This is a genomic window from Sphingomonas sp. IC-56 (genome assembly GCF_021043375.1).
Taxonomy (GTDB): domain Bacteria; phylum Pseudomonadota; class Alphaproteobacteria; order Sphingomonadales; family Sphingomonadaceae; genus Sphingomonas.
Genome location: NZ_JAJNDV010000004.1, coordinates 95,077 through 118,617 on the forward strand (window position 1 = coordinate 95,077; position 23,541 = coordinate 118,617).

Annotated in this window: 18 protein-coding genes and 2 tRNA genes; 7 read left to right on the top strand and 13 right to left on the bottom strand. The window is 65.4% G+C overall.

Annotated features, from left to right (window positions below; genetic code table 11):
* Positions 1–217 precede the first annotated feature (217 nt).
* From LQ953_RS07100 to LQ953_RS07115, 4 genes are all read right to left on the bottom strand, one after another.
* Positions 218–294 (bottom strand) — tRNA-Asp (locus tag LQ953_RS07100).
* 97 nt (positions 295–391) lie between these two features.
* Positions 392–468, bottom strand: a tRNA-Asp gene (locus tag LQ953_RS07105).
* A gap of 46 nt (positions 469–514) precedes the next feature.
* Complete coding sequence (locus LQ953_RS07110) at positions 515–1,753, bottom strand: AI-2E family transporter (protein ID WP_443026554.1); 1,239 nt, start codon at positions 1,751–1,753, stop codon at positions 515–517.
* 106 nt (positions 1,754–1,859) lie between these two features.
* Positions 1,860–3,593 (bottom strand): class I adenylate-forming enzyme family protein, encoded by a 1,734-nt coding sequence (locus LQ953_RS07115; protein ID WP_231030030.1) that lies wholly within the window; start codon positions 3,591–3,593, stop codon positions 1,860–1,862.
* A 162-nt stretch (positions 3,594–3,755) separates the two neighbouring features.
* Here LQ953_RS07115 and LQ953_RS07120 point away from each other — a divergent pair, with 162 nt between their 5' ends.
* The 6 genes from LQ953_RS07120 to LQ953_RS07145 all read left to right on the top strand — a co-directional run bounded on the left by LQ953_RS07120 (position 3,756) and on the right by LQ953_RS07145 (position 11,863).
* Positions 3,756–4,979 carry a serine hydrolase domain-containing protein gene (locus tag LQ953_RS07120; protein ID WP_231030031.1) on the top strand — a complete coding sequence of 408 codons (1,224 nt, stop codon included), beginning with the start codon at positions 3,756–3,758 and terminating at the stop codon, positions 4,977–4,979.
* A 291-nt stretch (positions 4,980–5,270) separates the two neighbouring features.
* Positions 5,271–7,298, top strand: a complete 2,028-nt coding sequence (locus LQ953_RS07125) for a 3-hydroxyacyl-CoA dehydrogenase NAD-binding domain-containing protein (protein ID WP_231030032.1) — start codon at positions 5,271–5,273, stop codon at positions 7,296–7,298.
* Positions 7,299–7,659: 361 nt separating this feature from the next.
* Positions 7,660–8,814 carry an acyl-CoA dehydrogenase family protein gene (locus LQ953_RS07130; RefSeq protein WP_231030033.1) on the top strand — a complete coding sequence of 385 codons (1,155 nt, stop codon included), beginning with the start codon at positions 7,660–7,662 and terminating at the stop codon, positions 8,812–8,814.
* Positions 8,815–8,823: 9 nt separating this feature from the next.
* Positions 8,824–9,921, top strand: a complete 1,098-nt coding sequence (locus tag LQ953_RS07135; protein ID WP_231030034.1) for an acyl-CoA dehydrogenase family protein — start codon at positions 8,824–8,826, stop codon at positions 9,919–9,921.
* Positions 9,921–10,802 carry an acyl-CoA thioesterase gene (locus LQ953_RS07140; RefSeq protein ID WP_231030035.1) on the top strand — a complete coding sequence of 294 codons (882 nt, stop codon included), beginning with the start codon at positions 9,921–9,923 and terminating at the stop codon, positions 10,800–10,802. The genes LQ953_RS07135 and LQ953_RS07140 overlap by 1 nt, the downstream gene beginning before the upstream one ends.
* Before the next feature lie 179 nt (positions 10,803–10,981).
* Entirely contained in the window at positions 10,982–11,863 is an 882-nt protein-coding gene (locus tag LQ953_RS07145) for a manganese catalase family protein (RefSeq protein WP_231030036.1), read from the top strand.
* Positions 11,864–11,948: 85 nt separating this feature from the next.
* On the opposite strand, the gene LQ953_RS07150 is transcribed toward LQ953_RS07145, so the two are convergent.
* The 7 genes from LQ953_RS07150 to LQ953_RS07180 all read right to left on the bottom strand — a co-directional run bounded on the left by LQ953_RS07150 (position 11,949) and on the right by LQ953_RS07180 (position 18,740).
* The gene (locus tag LQ953_RS07150; RefSeq protein ID WP_231030037.1) at positions 11,949–12,383 is read right to left on the bottom strand and encodes a hypothetical protein; all 435 of its coding nucleotides are present in this window, start codon (positions 12,381–12,383) and stop codon (positions 11,949–11,951) included.
* A 133-nt stretch (positions 12,384–12,516) separates the two neighbouring features.
* Positions 12,517–13,662, bottom strand: coding sequence for an energy transducer TonB (locus tag LQ953_RS07155; protein ID WP_231030038.1), 1,146 nt, complete (start codon positions 13,660–13,662; stop codon positions 12,517–12,519).
* A 108-nt stretch (positions 13,663–13,770) separates the two neighbouring features.
* Entirely contained in the window at positions 13,771–14,214 is a 444-nt protein-coding gene (locus tag LQ953_RS07160; protein ID WP_231030039.1) for a hypothetical protein, read from the bottom strand.
* Positions 14,215–14,576: 362 nt separating this feature from the next.
* The gene (locus LQ953_RS07165) at positions 14,577–15,362 is read right to left on the bottom strand and encodes an SDR family NAD(P)-dependent oxidoreductase (protein ID WP_231030040.1); all 786 of its coding nucleotides are present in this window, start codon (positions 15,360–15,362) and stop codon (positions 14,577–14,579) included.
* Positions 15,362–16,378 carry a phosphotransferase family protein gene (locus tag LQ953_RS07170; RefSeq protein ID WP_231030041.1) on the bottom strand — a complete coding sequence of 339 codons (1,017 nt, stop codon included), beginning with the start codon at positions 16,376–16,378 and terminating at the stop codon, positions 15,362–15,364. Before LQ953_RS07170 ends, LQ953_RS07165 begins: the two co-directional genes overlap by 1 nt.
* Positions 16,375–17,460, bottom strand: a complete 1,086-nt coding sequence (locus LQ953_RS07175; RefSeq protein WP_231030042.1) for a Zn-dependent alcohol dehydrogenase — start codon at positions 17,458–17,460, stop codon at positions 16,375–16,377. The genes LQ953_RS07170 and LQ953_RS07175 overlap by 4 nt, the downstream gene beginning before the upstream one ends.
* Positions 17,457–18,740 carry an acyl-CoA dehydrogenase family protein gene (locus LQ953_RS07180; RefSeq protein ID WP_231030043.1) on the bottom strand — a complete coding sequence of 428 codons (1,284 nt, stop codon included), beginning with the start codon at positions 18,738–18,740 and terminating at the stop codon, positions 17,457–17,459. Before LQ953_RS07180 ends, LQ953_RS07175 begins: the two co-directional genes overlap by 4 nt.
* A gap of 140 nt (positions 18,741–18,880) precedes the next feature.
* Between LQ953_RS07180 and LQ953_RS07185 the strand changes: the two genes are divergently transcribed.
* A complete protein-coding gene (locus LQ953_RS07185) occupies positions 18,881–20,119 on the top strand; it encodes a TetR/AcrR family transcriptional regulator (protein ID WP_231030044.1) in 1,239 nt (412 codons plus the stop codon).
* 5 nt (positions 20,120–20,124) lie between these two features.
* Here the strand turns inward: LQ953_RS07185 and LQ953_RS07190 are convergent, their stop codons facing one another.
* Positions 20,125–20,433, bottom strand: a complete 309-nt coding sequence (locus tag LQ953_RS07190; RefSeq protein ID WP_231030045.1) for a DUF1488 family protein — start codon at positions 20,431–20,433, stop codon at positions 20,125–20,127.
* A 130-nt stretch (positions 20,434–20,563) separates the two neighbouring features.
* Entirely contained in the window at positions 20,564–23,329 is a 2,766-nt protein-coding gene (locus LQ953_RS07195) for a TonB-dependent receptor (protein ID WP_231030046.1), read from the bottom strand.
* Positions 23,330–23,541: the final 212 nt, after the last annotated feature.

Below are 23,541 nucleotides of genomic sequence, written 5' to 3' on the forward strand. Positions count from 1 at the left end.
TGCGACTCAACCAGGCTCGCTAATCAGTTCCCCGGCGAAGGCCGGGGCCCAGCTGCAACAGACCCGGTGATGGCAGCCCACCCTCGCGACAGACATCGCAACTGGATCCCGGCCTTCGCCGGCGAACAGGCGCTCACAGCAACAGGCTATCAAAGCCAACTAAAACGCTAAACCAGTGGGGGGAAGATAAAACGCCACCGCATCCTCAGGATGCGCATGGCGCGAGTGACGGGGCTCGAACCCGCGACCTCCGGCGTGACAGGCCGGCGCTCTAACCAACTGAGCTACACCCGCATATCCCAAGCGATGCAGACCGGGTGGCGCGAACGCCTGCCAAGGTCGGCAAGGATGGAGTTTGGACCAAACACCGCCCTCTCCCGAAAGAAGAGGATGGCGCGAGTGACGGGGCTCGAACCCGCGACCTCCGGCGTGACAGGCCGGCGCTCTAACCAACTGAGCTACACCCGCTTGATCCAAGCGAGGAGGCGGGCACTAGCCGCGCCTCTTTGGGCTGTCAACCGGATTGGTCGCGACTATTTCGCCACTGCGCGCGCGCGTCGCTCGGATCCTGCACCAGCGTGCCATGCTCGAACAGGAATCCCGCAATGTCGGGCTTGCCCGCGGCACGCAGCACCGTCTGGATGATGATGAGCAGCGGCACGGCCAGCAGCGCCCCGGTGGTGCCCCACACCCACCCCCAAAAGCTCAAGGAGATCAGGATCAGGATCGGGCTGATCGTCAGCCGGTGTCCGACGATCAGCGGCGTAACCACATTCGCCTCGATCAGGTGCGCGCCCACCATGATCACCGCCGGCATCAGCGCCCACCAGAGATCGGGGAACGTCATCAGCCCGCCCATCGCCAGCAGGAACGCAGCAAAGATCGGCCCGAAATAAGGAATGTAGTTCAGCAGCGCGACGATCCCACCCCACATCAGCGGGCTGGGCATCTCCATCGCCCACAGCGCTGCCGAAACGATCATGCCCAGCGTCACGTTGATCAGCGTGATCGTCCCCAGATAGGCGGAGGTATCGTCCACCACATCCTGGATCACGCGCGCGGTCGCCATTGCACCGCCAAAGCTGGATCGGCTGGTGATCGCGTTGCGCCGCAGCCGGGTCCAGCCCGACAGGAAGAAATAGATCACCAGGATCGCAAAGAAGCTCTCGATGATCGCCGAGGGTGCCGAGGTCGCGAACAGGTCCAGCAACGATCGCGGCGGCGTGGTCGCCATCACCGCAGGCTTGCGGATCGGCTCGTTCGCAAAGTTCATCAGCGTGTGGTTCACGAACTTGTCGACGCTCGCATACAGCTCGATCAGCGGCTTCAGGTTGCTTTGGATCTGCGGGATCTTGTCGGGCAGGCCCCGGACCCATTCGGTCGCAGGCACCACGATCGACGCCAGCGCGACATTGGCCGCGATCAGGAACATCAGCACACAGATGAACGCAGCAAGCGGCGCGGGCGCGCGGTGCCGCTCCAGCCACTCGAGCAACGGCACCAGTGCGATGGCGATCACGATCGCGGCGGTCAGCGGCAGGAAGAAGGCCGATCCCGCCTGCAATGCAAAGGGCACCGCCAGCAGCAATCCGGTACCCGCGATCAGCGTCAGCGACGCCATCAGCCGGTCGCGCTTCAGCCCGTCGCCGACGGTTTCCTTCGGTTCGGGAGAAAGGATCGGCTCGCGCGGCGTCGATGGCGGCACGCCCCCCTCGCCGGCTTCGCTGCCCAACACGCTCGATTGATCGTCCACCGTTCCTCCTTGCGAACGCGGACCGTAGCGCGATTTGCACCGCCTGTAATCCCGGCTGCCCTGTCCGATGCGCAAATTGGAAAAGCACCGTCGAACAGGGCCGCGCCTAAGCCGCCGCCTCCTGCGCGAACAGCGTGTGCAGCTCGCGCTTCAGGATCTTGCCCTGCGCGTTGCGTGGCAGCACGTCGTCCACGAAGCGGATCGCCACCGGCACCTTGAACGCCGCCAGCCGGGCGCGCACCCAGTCCTGCAGTTCGGCTTCGCTCGCCTGCGCGCCGGGCTTCAGATGCACCACTGCCGCCGGCTCCTCGCCCCAGGTCCGATGCGGCAACCCGATCAGCGCACAGTCGGTCACCGCCGGATGCGCGTACAGGACATTCTCCACCTCGGAGGAATAGATGTTCTCGCCGCCGCGGATCACCATGTCCTTGGCCCGGTCGACAATGTAGAGATACCCCTCCTCGTCCAGCCGCGCGAGGTCGCCGGTCCGCACCCACCCATCGACGAAGGTCTCCGCCGTCGCCTCGGGCTTGTTCCAATACCCCTTCACGACCATCGGCCCGCGCGCCCACAGCTCGCCGACTTCGCCGACCGGAAGTTCGGTCCTTCCATCGACGTCCATGATCTTCAGGTCCGCCACCGGCACCGGCGGCCCCGCGCTGGTCGGCCGCGCCAGATATTCCTCGCCGCTGTGCAGCGTCACGGTTGCCATCGTCTCGGTCATGCCCCAGCCATTGCCGGGCAGCGCGCCGAACTCCTCGCGGATGCGCTTCACCAGTTCCGGCGCCGAAGGCGCGCCGCCATAGCTGATGCTCTCCAGGCTGGAGAGGTCGTACCGCTCGCGCTCGGGATGCTCCAGCAGCTGCCAGGCGATCGTCGGCACCCCGCCGGTCAACTGGATGCGCTCGCGCTGGATCAGCTCCATCGCCTGCACCGCATCCCACTTGCGCATGAAGTACAATGTCGATCCCGTCACCACCGACCCCATCAGGCTGGCGCTGCACGCAGTGACATGGAACAGCGGGATCACCAGCAAGCCGCGCTTGGGCTCGGGCGGCGAGGCCGGCGTCTCACCCCGCCGCAGCGTGGTTCGCGCCGCGCAATAGCCGCTCGACAGCACATTGGTGACCAGGTTGCGGTGCGTGCCCAGCGCGCCCTTGGGATTGCCCGTCGTCCCGCTGGTGTAGAAGATGGTGACGTCATCCTCGGGCACCACCTCCACCTCAGGCAAGCCCACATCCTCCAGCGCCGCCCAGTCATTGGCGCCCCCCAGCCAGTCCTCCAGTCGCACCGGACCGGCGCCACGGCTGAGCACCACCGCCTCCAGCGCCGGCCAGTCGTCATAGCAGTCCTTCAGCCGCGCATCGCGCTCGCCATCGACGAACAGGACCTTGGCCCCGGAGTCCTTCATCGCATAGTCGATCTCGCTTCCGGTCCACCACGCGTTGAGTGGCACCACGATCGCGCCGATGCTGGCCGCGGCAAAGAAGATCGCCGGCCATTCGGGCAGGTTGCGCATCGCCAGCGCGACCCGGTCGCCCTTCACCACGCCAAGTTCCACCAGCCGCCGCGCGATGTGACAGGTTGCGCGGTAATTGGCTTCGAAGCTGACCCGCTCGTCCTCATGCACCGTGAAGTCACGGTCGCCATATGCCCGCACCAGCTGGGCGATGATCCGAAGCGATGGCGGCGCGTTCTTCCACACCCGCGTCGGAACTCCGCGGATGTCCACGCTTTCCATCTCGAAGGGCGCGCCAGGCGCGGTCAGCAGGCCTTGTGCCTGCGCAAGCGACAGCTTCGGCCATTGGGGGTCGAGCGGCACGATCGGTTCATGAGCCAAGCACTCTCTCCAGCGATTGTTTTCTGAACTTCGGGTTTGGACTCTCCGGTCCCTTGCCAGACAACAAGGTTAGAGTTGATTCCCGCGCGGCTCAAGGCAATAGGAGGGCAGCATCCGAAAGAAGGTGCAAGGCTCGGTTCGAACAAGAGGTATGCCCCACGGATGCAGCAGTCACAGCTCGGACGCTACGGATTCTCCGCCGAACGGCTCGCCCGCATCGACGCCTTCCTGCGTGAGCGCTATCTCGACTCGGGCCGCTTCCCGCACGCCCAGCTGCTGATCGCCCGCGAAGGCGAGATCGTGCACTTCTCGCACCAGGGCCCGGGGCGCGACGGCGGTGCCCCGGTGAACGAAGGCACGCTGTTCCGCATCGCCTCGATGACCAAGCCCATCACCAGCCTCGCCTTCATGATGCTGGTTGAGGAAGCGAAGGTCGCGCTCGACACCCCCGTCCACCACATTCTGCCCGAGCTGAAGGGCGTTGGCGTCTATGCCGGTGGCGGCAACGGCACGCCGTTCGAGACCCGCCCCACCGACCAGCCGATGCGCATGGTCGACCTGCTGCGCCATACGGCCGGCCTGACCTACGGCTTCCAGGAGCAGACCCCCGTCGACGCCGCCTATCGGCAATCGCGCATGGAGCGCTGGCACGACAATCTCACGCTGGACGGCTTCATCGCCGAACTCGGCACGCTCCCGCTCGAATACTCCCCCGGCACCGCCTGGACCTATTCGGTCGCGACCGATGTGCTGGGCGCGGTGATCGAGCGGGTGTCGGGCACCACGCTCGATCGCTTCTTCCACGATCGCATCTTCTCCCCGCTCGGCATGCACGACACCTTCTTCCAGGTGCCCGCCGAAAAGCTCGACCGCCTCGCCGATTGCTGGGCAGTGGACGAGAAGACGGGCAAGCCCCTCATTTACGATGCCGGCGCCGATTCTGCCTGGGCCCGCCAGCCTCGACTCCTCTCGGGCGGCGGCGGCCTGGTGTCCTCGGCACTCGACTATCACCGCTTCGCCACGCTCTGCCTGAACGGCGGCGAACTGGACGGCGTGCGCCTCGTCAGCCCCAAGACCATCGCGCTGATGACGATGAACCACCTGCCCACCGGTGGCGACCTGACTAGCTGCGCCCGCGGCCTGTTCAACGAAGCCAGCCTATCGGGCACCGGCTTCGGCCTCGGCTTCGCCGTCACGACGGATGTCGCCAAGACCCTCGTCCCCGGCTCAGTGGGTGACTATTATTGGGGCGGCATGTTCTCGACCGCCTTCTTCGTCGATCCCGTCGAGCGGATCTCCATGGTCTTCATGACTCAGTTCACCCCGTCCATGCGCTACCCGGTCCGCCGCGAGCTCAAGACGATGATCTATTCGGCGCTGGCATGACCATGATTTCACGCGAAGGCGCGAAGGCGCAAAGAAGGCAGAGGTTCGCGCAGAGGCGCAGAGGCGCAGAGGCGCAGCCCTCGCCGCGCCAGCGGCCCTCAACGACCGACCGAGCCGATCATACTGCCGCTGACGCGGCGCGCGCGCTAACCGCGCGGACGACCTTCTCCGCGCCTCTGCGCCTCTGCGCGAACCTCTCACTTCTTCTGAACTTCGCGTCTTTGCGCCTTCGCGTGAAACCCACTTCTTTCTTCCACGCCTTCGCGTGACACAATAAAACGGAGACCAACAATGACCTCCCCCATCACCACCACCCGTCAGGATAACATCCTGATCCTAACCTCCGACAACCCCCCGGTGAACGCGCTCAGCAACGCCGTCCGCCAGGGCCTTCAGGCCGGGATCGAGGAAGCCAAGAACGATGACAGCATCAAAGCCGTCATCATCACCTGCGCGGGCAAGACCTTCTTCGCCGGCGCCGACATTACCGAATTCACCAAGGGCATGCAGGAGCCCGCGCTCCCCACGCTGGTCGATCAGATCGAAGCACTCGACAAGCCGGTGATCGCCGCCATCCATGGCACCGCGCTCGGCGGCGGCTGCGAAGTCGCGCTCGCCTCGCACTACCGCATCGCCGTACCCAGCGCGAAGTTCGGTCTCCCCGAAGTGAAGCTAGGCATCCTGCCGGGCGCCGGCGGCACCCAGCGCATGCCGCGCGTCGCGGGCGTCGAGACCGCACTTGAACTCGCCACCAAGGGTGACCCCATCTCCGCCACCCAGGCGCAGCAGGTCGGCCTGGTCGACAAGCTCGCAGCCGAAGGCAATCTCCTCGCCGAAGCCATTGCTTATGCTCAAGAAGTCGTCGGCAAGCCGATCTCGCGTTCCAGCGAGCGCCCGGTCACTGTCGACGCGAGCGTGTTCGAAACCTTCCGCAAGACCAACGCCAAGCGCTTCCGCGGCCTCGACGCCCCCGCCACGATCATCGATCTGATCGAGCAGACCGCCGGCAAGCCCTATGCCGAGGGTGTTCAGGCCGAGCGCATGAACTTCATGAAGCTCATCATGGGCAAGCAGTCATCCGCGCTGCGCCACGTCTTCTTCGCCGAGCGCAAGGCGTCGAAGATCGACGGCATTGCCGAGGACATCGCGCTGCGCCCGATCAACCGCGTCGGCGTGATCGGCGCCGGCACGATGGGCGGCGGCATCAGCATGAACTTCCTTTCGGCAGGCATCCCCGTGACCATCGTCGAAATGGCGCAGGAAGCGCTCGACCGCGGCACCGGTACCATCCGCAAGAACTATGAAGCGACCGCGTCCAAGGGCAAGATGACGCCCGAACAGGTCGAAGGCGCAATGGGCCTCCTCAAGCCCACCCTCAACTTCGACGATCTCGCCGAATGCGACCTGATCATCGAGGCAGTGTATGAGAGCATGGACGTCAAGAAGGACGTGTTCGGCCGCCTGGACAAGATCGCCAAGCCCGGCGCGATCCTCGCCTCCAACACCAGCTATCTGAACGTCGACGAGATCGCCGCCGCGACCAGCCGTCCGCAGGACGTGCTCGGCCTACACTTCTTCTCGCCGGCCAACATCATGAAGCTGCTGGAGATCGTCCGCGGCGCCAAGACCGCCGACGACGTCCTCGCCACCGCGATGGCGCTCAGCAAGAAGATCCGTAAGACCGCCGTCATCGCCGGCGTCTGCTACGGCTTCATCGGCAACCGCATGCTGATGCCGCGCCAGATCGAGGCCAACCACCTGCTGATGGAAGGCGCCACGCCCGAGCAGATCGACCGCGTCCATGTCGCCTTCGGCATGCCGATGGGTCCGTTCCAGATGGCCGACCTCGCCGGCGTCGACATCGGCTGGCACCGCGACCCCACCCGCATCGAGAATGTCCGCGACGCGCTCGCGGCCGAGAACCGTTGGGGCCAGAAGACCGGCGCGGGCTATTACGACTATGACGAGAAGCGCACGCCGTCGAACAGCGCCCGCGTCGCCGAGATCATCGAGGAGTGGCGCGGCAAGCTCGGCGTCGAAAGCCATGAGATCACCGAAGAGGAGATCATGGTCCGCACCTTCTACACCATGGTCAACGAAGGCGCGCTGATCCTCGCCGAGGGCATGGCCCAGCGCGCGTCCGACATCGATGTGGTCTGGGTCTACGGCTATGGCTGGCCTCCCTACAAGGGCGGCCCCATGTACTGGGCCGACCAGGAAGGCTTGGCCAAGATCGTAGAGGGCCTCGAAAAGTACGGGTTCGAAGTAGCCCCGCTGCTCCGCGAGAAGGCGGAAAAGAACGAGAAGTTCAGCAAGTAAGCCACTGACCTAACTCCCTCTCCCGCATGCGGGAGAGGGTCGGGGTGAGGGTTTAGAGCAATGCACTCTAGGCCCCATCCCCCCTTCCTTGGGAGAGGATGCCGCCAATGGTTCACGCGAAGGCGCGAAGTCGCAAAGAAGACAGAGGTTCGCGCAGAGGCGCAGAGGACGCAGAGAGCGTATCGCACCGCGCCAGCGGTGTCCTCAATCGCCAACGCCTCCCACTTCCTGCCGCTGACGCGGCACACACCTCGGCCGCGAGCCGAACCTCCTCTGCGTCCTCTGCGCCTCTGCGCGAACAACCCTTCTTCAAAAACCTCCGCGCCTCCGCGCCTTCGCGTGCGCAAATTGGAGCCCAGCCATGAGCGACACGCTCGACCAGTTCCGCCAGGAAACCCGCGCCTGGCTGGAGGAAAACTGCCCCCCCACCATGCGCACCCCGATGCGCAACGAGAAGGATGCGACCTGGGGCGGCAGAAACCCCGAATACGCCCATCCAGACCAGAAGCTCTGGCTTGACCGCATGGCGCAGCGCGGCTGGACCGTTCCCGACTGGCCGAAAGCCTATGGCGGCGGCGGCCTCACGCCGGGCGAAACCAAGGTCCTGCGCGAAGAACTCGCACGGCTGCGCGCCCGCAATCCGCTCCACAGCTTCGGCATCTCGATGCTCGGGCCCGCGCTGCTCAAATACGGCACCGAGGAACAGAAGCTCGAACACCTCCCCAAGATCGCCCGCGGCGAGATCCGCTGGTGCCAGGGTTATAGCGAGCCCAATGCCGGCTCCGACCTCGCCGGCCTCCAGACCAGCGCCGAAGACGCCGGCGACCACTTCATCGTCAACGGGCAAAAGGTTTGGACCAGCTACGCCGACAAGGCCGACTGGATCTTCTGCCTCGTCCGCACCGACAAGACGACCAAGCAGGGCGGCATCAGCTTCCTGCTGTTCGACATGGCGAGCGAAGGCGTCTCGACCAAGCCGATCCTGCTGATCAGCGGCAACAGCCCCTTTTGCGAAACCTTCTTCGACAATGTGAAGGTGCCCAAGGCCAACCTGGTCGGCGAGCTCAACAAGGGCTGGGACGTCGCCAAGTACCTGCTCGGTCACGAACGCGAGATGATCTCGGGCATGGGCCTGGGCGCCGCGTCCGATCCATTGCTGGACTCAGCGCGGAAAGGCGCCGACCCGCTGCTCCGCGCCCAGATCGCCCTGTTCCAGGTCCGCTCCCAGGCCTTCAAGGCGATGTCGGAACGCTTCATTGACGAGCTGAAGGCCGGCCGCGCACATCCCGCCCAGCCCTCGATGATGAAATATTACGGCACGGAGCTGAACAAGACCCGCCACGAGCTGCTCATGGCGGCCGGCGGCTCCGACGCGCTCGAATGGGAAAGCGAAGCCACCCATGGCGGCGCCCCCGCCCGCGCCTGGCTACGCACCAAGGCCAACTCGATCGAAGGCGGGACGAGCGAGATACAGCTCAACATCATCGCCAAGCGCATCCTCGACCTTCCTGCCTGAGGACCCGACATGCCCCTATACCATACTGACGACCAAAGCCTGCTCCGCGACACCGCCCGCGATTTCGTCGCCGAGCACTCCCCTGTCTCCCACCTCCGCGCCCTTCGCGACGCGAACGACACCACCGGCTTCAGCCGCGACCTGTGGCGTGAATTCGCGCAGCTAGGCTTCACCGGCATCCTCATCCCCGAAGCGCAGGGCGGCCTTGGCCTGGGCCATGTCGAAGCCGGCATCGTCCTGGAAGAGATCGGCCGCAACCTCTCGCCGTCCCCCTTCCTCACCACCGCCATCGCCGCGGTCGAGGCGCTGAAGGGCAGCCCCCATGCCGACCGCTGGTTTCCCGGCATCCTGGCCGGAGAAACCGTCGCCGCGCTCGCCATCGACGAAGGCCCCAAGCACACGGCCAGAATAGCCATGCAGGCCGAGCGCGCCGGCAACGGCTATCGCCTGACCGGCGCCAAGCAGTTCGTGACCCACGGTCACATCGCCGACCTGCTCCTCGTCGCCGCGCGGACCGACACGGGCACCGCCCTCTTCGCCGTTCCCGCCGACAGCGCCGGCCTCACCGCCAACCCGGAGCGCCTAACCGACGCCAGCATCGCCGCGCGCCTCACCTTCGAGGATGTCGAAGTCGATGCCGACGCCATGATCGGCGAAGGCGACGCCGCCCTCACCCGCCTGCTCGCCGCCGCCCGCATCGGCGCCTCGGCCGAGCTGGTCGGCGTCGGCGGCGCCACGCTCGACATGACCATCGGCTATCTCAAACAGCGCAAGCAGTTCGGCGCCGTGATCGGCAGCTTCCAGGCGCTCCAGCACCGCGCCGCGCACCTGTACAGCGAGCTCGAAGTCGCCCGCGCCGCCGTTCTAAAGGCGCAGCAGCTGCTCGACACGGGCGAAGACGCGACCCAGGCCGTCGCCGTCGCCAAGGCGATGACCAGCCTCGCCACCACCCTTGCCGTCCAGGAGGGCATCCAGATGCACGGCGGCATCGGCATGACCGACGAATACGACATCGGCTTCTACATGAAGCGCGCCCGCGTCCTGGTCGAGCTGTTCGGCGACACCAACTTCCACGCCGACGCGCTGGCGCAAGCGACCGGCTATTGATGGCGGAGCCCACCCCCGCCGACCTCGTTGCCCAGCTCACCACCCTGCTCGACCTGGAGCAGCTGGAGCCCGACCTCTATCGCGGCCCGCGCCAGCCCGGCGGCGTCGGCCGCGTGTTCGGCGGGCAGGTCGTGGCGCAGGCGCTCCAGGCCGCGCAGAGCACCGTCGAGCCCGAAAAGCCCGCCCACTCGCTCCACTGCTACTTCATGCGCCCGGGTAGCGAGGATCACCCGATCCTCTACCGCGTCCACCGCGACTTCGACGGCCGCAGCTTTGGCACCCGCCGTGTCGTCGCGCTTCAGAACGACACGCCGATCCTCACCCTCACCGCCAGTTTCCAGCGTGAGGCAGGCGGCTTTCACCACCAGGCGCCGATGCCGGAGGTTCCCGGCCCGCACGAACTGCGCTCCGAAACCGAGCTGCGCGAAGCCATGCGCGATCAGGTCCCGGACAAACTCCGCCGCTTCTTCCTGCGCGCCCGCCCGATCGAGATCCGCCCGGTCGCCCCGCGCAACTGGTTCGCCCCCACGCCCGCCGAACCCATTCAGCACAGCTGGCTGCGCACCGTCGCGCCTCTGCCGGACGACCCCGCGCTGCACCGGGCCGTGCTGGCCTATGCCAGCGACATGACCCTGCTCGGCACCAGCCTGCTTCCTCACGGCGCGAGCTGGCTGACCGGCGAAGTCCAGACAGCCAGCCTCGACCACGCCGTCTGGCTCCACGCGCCGTTCCGCGCCGACGAGTGGCTCCTGTACACCACGGACAGCCCTTGGGCCGGCCACGCGCGCGGCTTCAATCGCGGCCGCTTCTACACTAGCGACGGACGCCTGGTCGCCAGCGTCGCTCAGGAGGGCCTGATCCGCATTAACAACTTAAGATAAGATCGGGCGGGTCGATCTAACCCATTGATTTAGCCGATTTCAATTAAGCGCACCGAAGCTTCGTCTGATCGTAAGATGCACGGTCAGAACACCCGCGCAATAAACTCCCGCGCGGCCCTCCTGTTGGCACTGTGTCGCACCAAGCGTGCGCGTCGCCACTCGTCACAGGAGGAAACCCCATGTTCTATCATGATCGCCGGCTGCAACGGCAGGTAACCGTCGACAAGCCCGATCCGTTGTTCGCGCGCATGCTGCAACAGGCGATCGGCGGCGTGGAAGGCGAGATCCGCGTCTGCATGCAGTACATGTTCCAGGCGTACGGCGCCCGTGGCCCGACGAACAAGTATCGCGACCTCCTGCTGCACACCGCCACCGAAGAGCTCGGCCATATCGAGATGCTGGCGACCGCGGTCGCGCTCAACCTCGAAACCGCGCCCACCGAAGCACAGGAACAAGGCGCCAAGGACGCGATCGTCGGCGCGGTAATGGGCGGCGGCGAAAGCCCGCGCCACATTCTCGAAGGCATGCTCCACAAGCAGTTGCTTTCCACCGGCATGTCCGCGCACCCCTCGGACTCCGATGGCGTGCCCTTCGACATGTCGCACATCTATGCCAGCGGTAATCTGGCCGCCGACATGTACTGCAACGTCGCGGCGGAGAGCACCGGCCGTGTCCTCGCCGCGCGCCTCTACAACGCCACAGCCGACGCCGGCATGAAGGACATGCTCGGCTTCCTGATCGCCCGCGACGCGATGCACCAGAATCAGTGGCTGGCGGTGATCGAGGAACTCGGTGGCGAAAAGGGCGCCCTGCCCATCCCCAACAGCTTCCCCGAAGCGAACCAGGCCAACGAACACGCCTACCAGTTCTTCTCCACCTCGGTCGACGGCACCTATCCGGCAGGCCGCTATACCGAAGGCCCGAGCATCGATGGCAAGGGCGAGTTCAGCGTGTTCCAGGTCCAGCCGATGGGCGAGGAACCTGTCCTCGGACCGGCACGCCCCGATAGCGCCGCCCAAAACGAACAGATCGGTGCCAAGCCCGCGCAGCAGATTCCCTGAACTCCAACCGGAGCGGCGGCACCAACCCGCCGCTCCGCCTTCACGGGGTGCTCGAGCCTGCGCGATTGCAAACCCGCGCCACGCTTCAGACCGCGGGCATCGGCGCGAGGATGAAGTTCAGCACCTTCTGACCGCGCGCATTGGTCTGCTCGGTTACGAGCAAGTACTTCTTGTTCTTCGGCACTGCCCACAATTTGACCCGGGCGCCGTCCGGTCCTTTGGTCGCAGCGCCTCTCACCGCCCCGGGATTGCGCGCCGCCCATGCGTCGACCAGGGAAATGCCCTGTGGAAATGTCATGCTGGTCGGCGCCTGAACCAGGCACACCCGAGGCGCGTCGGACACGCTGAGAATCAGCTCGCCCTGCATCAAGATCGGGTGCCCGCCGGCTTGCTCAGGCTTGAAGCCGGCGGCCTCAGCAGCCTTGGTGATCTGCGCTGCCGCCGCCCCTGAAATCAGCGGTTCGCAGTAATCCCTCAGCGCGCTCTCGGCCGTAAGCGGCGTCGACGCGCGGGAAGGCAACCCGCTTGCTACGGCAGAGCCGAGGACCGCTATGCATAGTAGGCGTTTCATGAGGAATTTCACCTGAAGTTGGCGGTCCGACCATTAAGAGCAGCCCGCTAAGGCGAGCTTAATCTGTCGTCAGCACCCCGCCCTATTCCTCGCGAACAGGCGGCACGTCCTTCGGCATCACGAACCGCACGATGTCTACGCACCCCGTCCGGCCGGTAGAGGCTGCAGCCTGCCGGCCCGACTGGACGACGCGCTGCGCCTGTTCGCCGAATGCCGCCGCCGGCTCGGCGGCCAATACCCGGACGTTGCCGGTGGCGCCCCACGGCGCGACGTCATAGCCGATGATCGCCCAACCCTCGATCCGCCGCCGATCGAACCCGGCGGGGAAGCGCAGCGGCGAGGAAAAGGTCAGCGCCGTCTCCGGGCACTGCGCATCCTTTGGACGGAACATGGCCTGGTCTGGCGATGGCGGAGCGGCCATGGCCGTGGTGGCGTTACGGTAATAAGGGTAAGTGCAGCCCTGCCGCGCGGCAGGCGCGAAGCGCGAACGCCGCACTGCGGCCAGCGACACCCGGTCCAGCACCGGGTTTCCGCCCGACTCGAGCAAGCGCACCCGCACTGGCTTACCCCGCCGATCAATGTCGAACCCGGTCATGCTGTACGACCAGGTACCCGGCGCCTGCGGAACCGTCTCGAACGCGGGATAGGCGCGCATCCGTACCTGCGGCACGCCGCTTTCGATGCAATCGGTGTCCGGCGCATGGATCCTGCGGAACATCGCCGCCTCGTCACCGCCGCGCGTATGCGGTGCGACATAGTAACGGCGCAGCAGCGCGACGGGCGCCTCCGCCATCGGTACCGCCACGGGGTCGAACCGCATCCGGCACCCCGTCCGCGGTTGCCCACTTGCGAAGCGCCACGCAGCGAAGGCGGGCAAGACATCGTCGCTGGAGTGATAGAGCCGAGGTCCCGGAAAGTCAGGCTGCTTGCCAGCGGCAATGCCCAGCGGCCGTCCGTCACCATCGATCCGGAACGTGACATCGATCGCCACCGCGCGCGCGCCCGCTAGCCCAAGGGCCCACACCGGAAACGGCCGCTCGGTCCGCATCGCCACCGCCGGGCCACCATTGCACTGCACCTGACCGGGTACGAAATCGACCACCAAGCCATCGCTCGACGGGGGCAGCGGCGGGTCCGACACCATGGCCAACGATCCTTTGCTCTGCGCCACTGTCGTCCCGGCAATCCCCGCTCCCAGAGCCAGCAGCGCCACGCCCAGCATCTTCATCGCGGACCCTTCCCTAGAACCCATTTCAGCCGGTCTCTGGAGCGGAACGCCAGCCACAGGCGCGAGGCTTTCACCAAGGCCGTGCCCGCGCACCCCAGAGGGACGGCCTCAACTTCCAACTCTTACCATGGAACACGCCGTAAGCGGATCGCGCGACGCCAGGTCGCAGCGCAGCTCGACTTGCCGCGGCACGCCCGCGCCCTCCCACACGACGCCGCCGACCCCCGGCTCGCCATCCTCGGTCAGCCAGCGCACCTGAAGGCTCTGTCGGCGCGTGCCGCTCAGCCCGAAGCCCGAAGCGGCCGCTGCCGTCGCGCAGATCCCGGCCAGCGTGCGGCACGACGTGATCTCGCCACTCAGACTTTCGGATCGGAACGGATCGCCCGCGCCATATACCAGCACCAGCGTCGGCGCCTGCACCGCCCCCTCGGTCACTTCGATGCGCACCCCAGGCGCCACCGGGTGCCACCAGCGTGCCTCGGACGCGATGCTAGCCCCCGCGCCCAACGCAATCCCGCCAATCGCCGCAGTCGCCAGCCAAAGCCGAATCATGCTCCCCCACCCCTTTACGCAGGCGATATCGGGAAAGTCCGTAGGAGGATTGAGCGGAATCGACATCGTGCACGGACTCGGGGCGACTCCACTCCCCGAGATAGCCCCCGCTCGTCATCCCGGCCTTGAGCCGGGATCCCGCTTCTTCTTCTGCGGGGCAAGGCAGCGGGACCCTGGCTCAAGGCTGGGGTGACGAAGAAAAGAACCCGTGCACGAACTGCTAGGGATCACTTGCTCGATCAGGCGCTGCCCCCCACTCACCGGCCCCACCAACGCAGAGGCGCCAGCCTGAAACACTCCCGTCATCCTCGCCCTCAGCCGGGGCCGCTTCTTCTGTCAGCCCCAAGCCGCCACCAAACCCCTCAAAACGCCGGCTTGCCAAACTCCTGCCGCGTCACCGGATGGCTGGACGACAATCCGCCATCCACCACCCATGCCTGCCCGTTGACATAGCTCGCGCCATCCGACGCCAGGAACAGCGCCACGCGCGCGATCTCCTCGGGCGCACCGGCCCGGCGCAGCGGGTTCAGCCGCCCCAACCGGTCCTCCTTGCCCACCTCGCGCGCATGCTCGAATGCCCGCTGCGTCATGCCCGTCTCGATCAGGCCGGGGCAAATGGCGTTCACCCGCACATTGGATGTCGACAGCTGCTGCGCGGCGGTCTGCACCAGGTTGATCACCCCGGCCTTGGACGCCGAATACGCCGCACCCCCCGCGCCCGACCGCAGCCCCGCCACGCTCGCCGTGCACAGGATAGCGCCGCCGCCGCGCTCGGCAATCCTGGGCGCGGCATGCTTGATCGCCAGCGCCGGCCCGATCAGATTGACTCGCAACACTTCGGCCCAAAGCGCTGCGCTGGTTTCGAAAATACCTGACGCACCGCCAGAAATCCCGGCATTGGCATAAAACACGTCGATGCCGCCAAAGCGCTCGCACGCCAGCGCAACCGCGCGCGCCACATCGGCCTCCTCGCCCGCGTCCATTTCCAGCGCCACCGCGCCGTCGCCCATCCCAGCGACGGTCTCATGCACCGCCGCGCTGATGTCGCACGCCACGACGCGCGCACCGGCTTGTGCGAACAACTGCGCCGAAGCGCGCCCGATCCCCGACCCCGCGCCGGTGACGACCACCACCTTGTTCTGGAACATCACGCCCCCGCCCGTTCCGCAAAGCTCCACGCGGACCTTGCCAGCGCAGGCAGCTGCGCCACCGTCGCCGCCGCATGCGCACTCGATGCATTGCCATCCAGCATCCGCTTCTTGATGCCCTGGACGATGCCGGCCAGCCGGAACTGGTTGTAAGCAAAATACCAGTCCAGCGCGGGCACGCCGTCGCGCCCGGTCGCCGCGCAATAACGCTGCGCCATCGCCTCGATCGTCGGAATGCCCGTCTCGGGTCCGGTCAGTCCCTTCACCCCCGCGCGTCCTTCCGGCGCGGTCACCCAGCTCATCAGAAAATAAGACAGGTCGGCCAGCGGATCGCCAAGCGTCGCCAGTTCCCAGTCGATCACTGCGCGAATTTCCGGGCGATCGGCGTCGAAGATCATGTTGTCGATGCGGAAATCGCCATGAACGATGCTGGTTCGCTGCTGCTCGGGCACCGTGCGGGGCAGCCATTCGATCAGCCGCTCGACATCCTCAAGGTCGTCGGTCTGGCTGGCGCGGTACTGCTTGGTCCAGCGCTCGACCTGCCGGGCGAAATAATTGCCCGGCCTTCCGAAATCGCTCAGCCCCACCTGTGCCGGGTCGATGCTGTGCAGCGCCGCCAGCGTGTCGATGATTGCATGGTAGATCGCGGTGCGCTCAGCCGGCGCCATTCCGGGCAACGCCCCGTCCCACAGCGTGCGTCCAACAACCAAGTCCATGACATAGAAGGGCGCGCCGATCACCTCGGCATCCTCGCACAGCGCATGCGGGCGCGGCACCGGAAAGCCCGTGGGATGCAGTGCGGCGATCAGCCGGTATTCGCGCTCCACGGCATGCGCGCTGGCCAGTATCGGCCCGAAAGGCTTTCGCCGTAATACCAACGACTTAACGCCCACCTCCACGCGGTAAGTCGGGTTGCTCTGCCCCCCAGAGAACTTCGTTGTCCGCGTCGACGAGATAGTGGACAGCCCCCGCTCCCGCAGCCACGATCCCAGCTTGGCTTCATCAAGGCCGCTCATGAAAAGGTGATCACCGACCGAACGCTATGCCCCTCGCGCAGCTTCTGCATCGCCGCATTGATCTCCCCGATTCCGATCCGCTCGGCCACCATCATGTCCAGGTCCAGCACCCCATCGAGGTACATCCGCACCAGCCGCGGCAAGTCGATCGGGAAGCGTGTAGATCCCAACAGCGATCCCTGGATCTTCTTGCCCGTCAGGAAGGTGTGCCCCTTCAGACTGACACTGCTCCCCGGCGCGATCATCCCCAGGATCGTCGCGGTGCCACCCCGCCGCAAGATGTTCCAGGCCAACTCCGCAGTGTTCGGCCGCCCCACTGCCTCGATGGCATAATGCACCCCGCCCCCACTGCGTTTGAGCACATCCTTGACGATGGTCTCGCTGCTCGGGTCGAGCGCCTCAGTCGCCCCCAGCTTCAGCGCCAAGTCGCGCTTCTCCGGCATCGGGTCGATCGCCAGTATCTGCCCGGCTCCCGCAATCTTGGCAGCATTGATCGCCGCCAGCCCGATCCCGCCCGCGCCGATCACCGCCACGCTCTCACCCGGTCGAACCTGGCTGTCGTTGAAGATCGATCCCGCTCCGGTAATTACCGCACAGCCGAGCAGTGCGGCGCGATCCAGCGGCATCTCTTTCGAAATGGCGACGCAGGCATTTTCATGCACCAGCATCATCTCGGCAAAGGCAGACAGATTTAGGAACGGCGCCAGCGGTGTACCGTTCGCCAGCGCCAGCCGCGGCTCCGCATCCGCTGCCCGCCGCGTTGAAGAGTCGATGCACAGCGACGGACGCCCCGTCACGCACATCTCGCAGCTTCCGCAAAAGGCAGTGAAAAAGGTGATCACATGATCGCCGGGCCGCAGATGTGCCACATCCGACCCGACCGCCTCCACCACGCCTGCGGCCTCATGGCCAGGGACCGTCGGTACCGGGTGCGGAAACGCGCCGTCGATGAAGTGCAGGTCCGACCGACATACCCCCACCGCCGCCGTCCGGATCAGAACCTCCCGCGGCCCAGGCTTCGAGACCTGCACCTCCTCGATCGTCAGCGGCGCTCCCGCCTCGAACAGGACCGCCGCCTTCACCGACTGACTCCAATGTCGCCGCTGGAGACGCGCTCAGCCTTGAACTCGGCATGCTTGCCGAACTCGTGCCGCGCGATGGTCCGGTTGTGGACTTCGTCGGGCCCGTCGGCGAGCCGCAGCGTGCGCACATTGGCCCAGGCGCTCGCCAGCCCGAAATCGTCCGACACGCCTGCCCCGCCATGCGCCTGGATGGCATCGTCGATGATGCGCAGCGCCATGATAGGTGCCTGTACCTTGATCATCGAGATTTCCAGATGTGCCGCCTTGTTACCGGCACGATCCATCATGTCGGCGGCCTTGAGGCACAGCAGCCGAGTCATCTCGATGTCGATCCGCGCGCGGGCGATCCGCTCCTCCCACACCGAATGATCCGAGATCCGCTTGCCGAACGCCACGCGGCTGACCAGCCGTTTCGCCATCGCGGCGATGGCTTCCTCGGCCACCCCGATGGTGCGCATGCAGTGATGAATCCGCCCCGGGCCCAGCCGCCCCTGTGCGATCTCGAACCCTCTTCCCTCACCGAGCAGTACCGCGTCAGCAGGCACCCGCACGTCTTCAAGCACCACTTCACCATGTCCGTGCGGTGCATGATCATAGCCAAAGACCGACAGCATGCGCTCGATGCGAACGCCCGGCGCATCGAGTGGTACCAGGATCATGCTCTGCTGCGCATGCCGCGACGCGCCGGCATCTGTCTTGCCCATGACGATCGCGACCTTGCAGCGCGGATCGCCCACGCCCGAGGACCACCATTTCCGGCCATTGATCACATACTCTTCGCCCTGGCGCACCATCGACGTCTGGATGTTGGTCGCGTCGGACGATGCCACCGCGGGTTCGGTCATCAAGAATGCCGAACGGATCTCTCCGTCCATCAGCGGCCTGAGCCACTGGTCCTTCTGCGCACGCGAGCCGTAGCGGTGCAGCACTTCCATGTTGCCTGTGTCCGGCGCCGAGCAATTGAAGCATTCCGCAGCCCAGCCGATCCGCCCCATCTCCTCGGCACACAGCGCATATTCAAGGTTGGTCAGTTGCGTCCCGTCGAACGCAAAACTGGTATCGACATGCGCCTGACCTGAATGCGGCGGCATGAACAGGTTCCACAAACCCGCCGCCTTGGCGCGCGCTTTCACCTCCTCGATAACCGGCACGACCTTCCATCGCTCTCCGCCATGGGCCTGCTCCCGATATTGTGGGTCGCGGGGACGGATTCCGGCATCGATAAACGCCTTCACCTGATCTCGAAACCTGGTTTCGCGATCGCTCAAGGTGAAGTCCATAGCCGCCTCTCCTGCTTGTTCTATGCCTTAGCGTAGAACGTACCGGATATTCGGTAAAGGGCCGTCACAGGAGCAATTTCCGATACGGCATCTTCAAAAAACGCTTTGGCAGACACGCAAATCGGCTAAGCTCACACATAATGAACGCGTCAGACACACAAGGCGAGGCAGGCGGCACCAGGCGATTCCAGGCGAAGCGCGACGCCATTCTGGCGGCCGCTGCCGATGCGATCAACGAGCAGAGCGCCAAAGGCATGACCTTTGCCGACGTTGCACGCCGCGTCGGCCTTAACACCACCTCGGTCACCTATTACTTCAAGCGCAAGGAAGACCTTGCCGCCGCCGCGTTCGAGCAAACGCTCGCGCGGCTCGACGCGATGCTCGATGCTGCTTTGCGCGAGACTACCCCCGAGCGCCGCGTGGCCCGCTACCTGCACGACCATGTGGAACGGCTCGCCCGGATCGAGCGCGGCGAGGAGAAGGCGTTCGCCATCCTGTCCGATCTCCGTGCGATGGAAGAGCCGATCAAGGGTCAGCTTCTCGCCGGCTGGCGCAACATCTTCCGCAAGACCCGCAGCATCTGGGGCACCGGCAATCACCGCGCGCAGACCGACCTGTTCGGCGCCCGCGCTCATGTGCTCCTGGAAAACACCTTCTGGCTGCCGGCCTGGCTCGACCGCTACGAAGTCGATGAATATCCGCGGGTCGAAGCCCGGCTGATGGAAGTGTTCCGCCACGGCATCGCCGCGCCCGGCCAGCCTTGGGCGCCGCAGCTGCTGACCCTCGTCCACCAGGAACCGGAACCGGGCCGGGAAGCCTTTCTGCTCGCCGCCACCCGGCTGATCAATGAACTCGGGTACCGGGGCGCTTCGGTCCAGCGGATCGCGTCCGAGCTCAACGTCACCAAGGGCAGCTTCTACCACCATCTCGATGCCAAGGACGAATTGGTGACTGCCTGTTACCGGCGCAGTTTCGACATCATCGTCGAGACCCAGCGGCTGGCGGAGCGCCATGCGGGCAGTCAGTGGGACCGCCTGGAAAGCACGATCGCCACGCTCCTGGATTACCAGTTCTCCGAACGCGGCCCCTTGCTTCGCACTACGGCGCTGTCCGGGCTCCCGCCGGAAGCACGAACGACGATGATCGACCGATCGAATCGCATCGCCCGGCGTTTTGCCGGAATGTTGTCAGACGGGATCGCCGAGGGATCGATCCGCGCGATCGACCCGCTCGTCGCCAGCCAGGCATTGATGGCGCTGCAAAATGCAGCCTTTGACATGCGCGGCTGGGCGAGCACCATGCCGAGGCAGAAGGCGGCCGCCTTTTACGCCTCGACGCTGATGTTCGGCCTGTTCGACGATCGCGTGCTGACCGCCTGAACCCGTTAGTTCTGCTGGTGCGGCCGCTCGGCTGGCCAGGGTTGCTCCAGATCGTTGCCGCTCACGATGATCCGGCCGACATCATTGTACCGCGCCAGCGCACGCGCCGCAGCCCGCTCGATGTCGCTGGAATAATGCTGGAAGATCGCAGTCGCGTCGTCAGCTGGAATGCGCGCGCTCAGCGCTTCCAGCACGTCATATTGCACGGCAAAGTCATAGCGCTCGCCGCTGGCCTCGCCAGCGAACTCCACCTGTCGGTCGCCGACATTGTCCAGCAGCGTGTTGTTGTCGATCGTGACCCGGTCTTCGGCCATTTGCCTGCATCTCCCTCAAGCGCCACTCTGCGCTGCCAGAGCTAATCGCAGCAACGCCGCTGGAGGTTCCCCCAACAAGAAAGGGCCCGCAGATCTCGCCGCGGGCCCTCTCACGTTCAGGTCAGGGTTTTCAGAAGCGTGAGCGCAGCGTCACGCCATAGGTCCGTGGTTCGGACAGATAGGCCGAGAAGATCTGCGATCCGCCGGGATAGCCGGGCGTAGGCGTGGTGCTCACCGCCTGGAACGGCGAGCTGAAACCGACCTGCATATAGTTGGTGTTCAGCAGGTTCTGGCCCCACAGCTCGATCGACCAGAGCTGGTTGTCTCCGCTGATCCCGATACGGCCGTTTACCAGCACGAAGCCGTCCTGCTCCTTTTGCGGGAAGAGGTCGGAGCCGGTGTTATAGTCGCTGGTCATGCGCGCATCGACATAGGCGAGACCGCGCAGATTACCGCCAAGCGACGGCGTCCAGGCGACCGAGCTCGTGACGACGAATTCGGGCGCGTTGGACATCTGATCACCCGGAAGCAGCCGCAGCTGCGGGTCGAGCGGAGCACCCGTCTTGCTGCCCACCAGATTGTCGGCAAAGCGCGTGTCGGCATAGGTAAAGCCGAAATTGGCGCGCAGATCGCGTGCCGGCGACAGGCCGAACTCCACTTCGACACCCTTGGAGACGACGCCAGGCTTGATGTCACCGCTGCATGCGCCGCTGGTCGGGCTCAAATCGCGGTCGAGCCCACCAAGATCGTCATCGCAGCCGTTGATGTTCTGGACGATGTACACCGTGCCATTGAACGTGTTCAGCTGGAAGTTGCTGAACTCCTGGCGGAATGCCGCGACGTTGATGTTGAAGCCCGGCCGCGTGAACTTCACGCCCACTTCATAGGCGTTGACCGTCTCCTCGTCGAACTGCAGCACGTCTTCATAGAAGTCGGCGTTCGCCGGCGTTGCAGGGAAGATGGGGAAAGGCTGCGTCGCCGCCGGGTTGCGGAAGGCGGAGCGGTCCAGGTTGAAGCCACCCGCCTTGTAGCCCCGCGAGTAGCTGCCATACACCAGCAGGTCGTCGGTCGGTTTGTAGGACAGGATGGCGGTGCCGGTGAACCGGTCTTCCTTGCGCTGGTCGTCCAGCGTCAGCCCGTTGATGCCGGCCGAAGATCCGCCTTGGCATGCCAGCGAGATGATGCCGCCGATCAGCGCCTGCGAGGCGGCGAGATAGGGCAGCAGATTGCGCTGCGCAGTCGGACAAACGGTGTTAGTGTTGTTGAAGCTCGCATCCATCGTTTTGGTCTCGTTGGTGTAACGAAGACCCAGCGTCAGATCGAGCTTGTCGGTCAGATGCACGATGTTGTGCGTGAAGAAGGCGAAGTTTTCGCTCGTCTGATTGAAGTCGGCAGTATCGTCGCCGACATCGCGGACTGTGTCGAGCAGCCGGAGCCCGCCCACCGCGATCGGACCCAATGGGCCGAGCGGCGAAAGCCCCGAGTTCAGCCCCGCCACCGTCGCCGGGCTTAGGCAGCCGACATTGGTGGGCGAGATCGCACCCAGTGCCGACAGCGCGATACGGCAGCTCGCGAAGCGGCCATAATCGTTGCCGAACTTCAGCTCCTGGCGGGTCTGAAGCTTTTCATTGGCGTAATAGCCGCCGACCAACCAGTCGAGCCGGTCGCCGAATGCATTACCCTGAAGGCGTAACTCCTGCGAGAAGGTCCGGAACTCGCGGCCCGTGTCGGGCCCGAAATAGAGGATATCGGCCAGGCCATAGTCGGCGTCGGCGGCCTGGTACGCGCTGTAATTGCGATAGGCAGTGATCGAAGTCAGCGAAGCGCCGCCCAGCTTCCAGTTGATCTCGCCGGAAAAGCCGTAATCCTCAGTTTCGCCGGCATAGCTGCGATTGGACGACACCGCGACACGGCGGGAATAGGCGTCGCCGGCCGCCGGGAAGTACTGTGCGAAGGTCGTGCCGGTAATCCCGGTCAGCACCCGCGCAACCGAGCTTGTCGGCGTGATCAGGCCGCGATTGCCCGGCGCGACATCCTCGGTCGCGAACACGGCGGCGCAGCAATCCTCTTCACGATGGCTGTAATCCGCGATCAGACGGATCGACAGGTCGGAGCTGGGTTCGAACAGCAATTGCCCGCGCACCAGGTAGCGGTCGCGGTCGTTGAACCGGTTATCGGTATTCACGTCCCGAAGATAGCCGTCGCGCTTGGCGTACAACCCGTCCAACCGGAACGCGAGCTGCTCGGTAAGCGGACCGGTCACGGCGCCCTGCAGGCGCCAGAAATCATAATTGCCGTAGGTTGCCTCGGCCATGCCGCCAAAGGTGAAGGAGGGCCCCTTGGTCACGATGTTGAGCAGACCGGCCGAAGCGTTACGGCCGAACAACGTGCCCTGCGGACCGCGCAGGATTTCGACGCGCTCGATCTCGCCCAGGTCGTTCAGGCCCAGGCCCGTGCGCGAGCGGTACACGCCGTCGATGAAGGTCGCGACCGAGCTCTCCAGGCCCGGATTGTCGCCCACGGTGCCGACGCCGCGGATACGCGCGGACGCGTTGGCTTCGTTACCAGTGGAGGAAACCAGCAGCGATGGCGCCACTTGGTTCAGCTGGCGTATGTCAGTCGCGCCGGTGCGCTCAAGCTGCTCCGACGTGACCGCTGACACCGCCAGCGGCACGTCTGACAGCGCCTGCACGCGGCCCTGCGCGGTGACCACGATCTCTTCGTTGTCGCCTTCTCCGGCTTGCGAAACCGCGCCGCCTTGCACAACTGGGTCCGTTCCCGGCGTCTGCACGCCCGAATCCGTGCTGCTTCCAGCGTCCTGCGCCTGGGCAGGCGCTGCCGTCGCGATCACCATCGCCGTCATGGCGCAGGCCGACAATAAGCGTAGCCGCATCATCTTTCCTCTCCCTGTGCGGGCCGGAACACTTCGCGGCTCCATACCCTATCCTCGAATAACACTATTTTGATCGGCTGCCGTCAAGCGAAAGAAGGTGGGAGTTTTCTGAGGGTATCCCGCTGTGGTGCGGAAGCTGACCCGACCTTGCCTTCCGCAGAACCTTTATTTCGAAACATTGCCGCCGACACGGCCACACGCTGCGGGTAAAATCA

Excerpts from the sequence above, each read along its gene's own strand:
- LQ953_RS07120 (WP_231030031.1), top strand. The coding sequence starts at position 3,756 with ATGCAGCAGTCACAGCTCGGACGCTACGGATTCTCCGCCGAACGGCTC.
- LQ953_RS07125 (WP_231030032.1), top strand. The coding sequence starts at position 5,271 with ATGACCTCCCCCATCACCACCACCCGTCAGGATAACATCCTGATCCTA.
- LQ953_RS07130 (WP_231030033.1), top strand. The coding sequence starts at position 7,660 with ATGAGCGACACGCTCGACCAGTTCCGCCAGGAAACCCGCGCCTGGCTG.
- LQ953_RS07135 (WP_231030034.1), top strand. The coding sequence starts at position 8,824 with ATGCCCCTATACCATACTGACGACCAAAGCCTGCTCCGCGACACCGCC.
- LQ953_RS07140 (WP_231030035.1), top strand. The coding sequence starts at position 9,921 with ATGGCGGAGCCCACCCCCGCCGACCTCGTTGCCCAGCTCACCACCCTG.
- LQ953_RS07145 (WP_231030036.1), top strand. The coding sequence starts at position 10,982 with ATGTTCTATCATGATCGCCGGCTGCAACGGCAGGTAACCGTCGACAAG.
- LQ953_RS07155 (WP_231030038.1), bottom strand. The coding sequence starts at position 13,662 with ATGAAGATGCTGGGCGTGGCGCTGCTGGCTCTGGGAGCGGGGATTGCC.
- LQ953_RS07160 (WP_231030039.1), bottom strand. The coding sequence starts at position 14,214 with ATGATTCGGCTTTGGCTGGCGACTGCGGCGATTGGCGGGATTGCGTTG.
- LQ953_RS07165 (WP_231030040.1), bottom strand. The coding sequence starts at position 15,362 with ATGTTCCAGAACAAGGTGGTGGTCGTCACCGGCGCGGGGTCGGGGATC.
- LQ953_RS07170 (WP_231030041.1), bottom strand. The coding sequence starts at position 16,378 with ATGAGCGGCCTTGATGAAGCCAAGCTGGGATCGTGGCTGCGGGAGCGG.
- LQ953_RS07180 (WP_231030043.1), bottom strand. The coding sequence starts at position 18,740 with ATGGACTTCACCTTGAGCGATCGCGAAACCAGGTTTCGAGATCAGGTG.
- LQ953_RS07185 (WP_231030044.1), top strand. The coding sequence starts at position 18,881 with ATGAACGCGTCAGACACACAAGGCGAGGCAGGCGGCACCAGGCGATTC.
- LQ953_RS07190 (WP_231030045.1), bottom strand. The coding sequence starts at position 20,433 with ATGGCCGAAGACCGGGTCACGATCGACAACAACACGCTGCTGGACAAT.
- LQ953_RS07195 (WP_231030046.1), bottom strand. The coding sequence starts at position 23,329 with ATGATGCGGCTACGCTTATTGTCGGCCTGCGCCATGACGGCGATGGTG.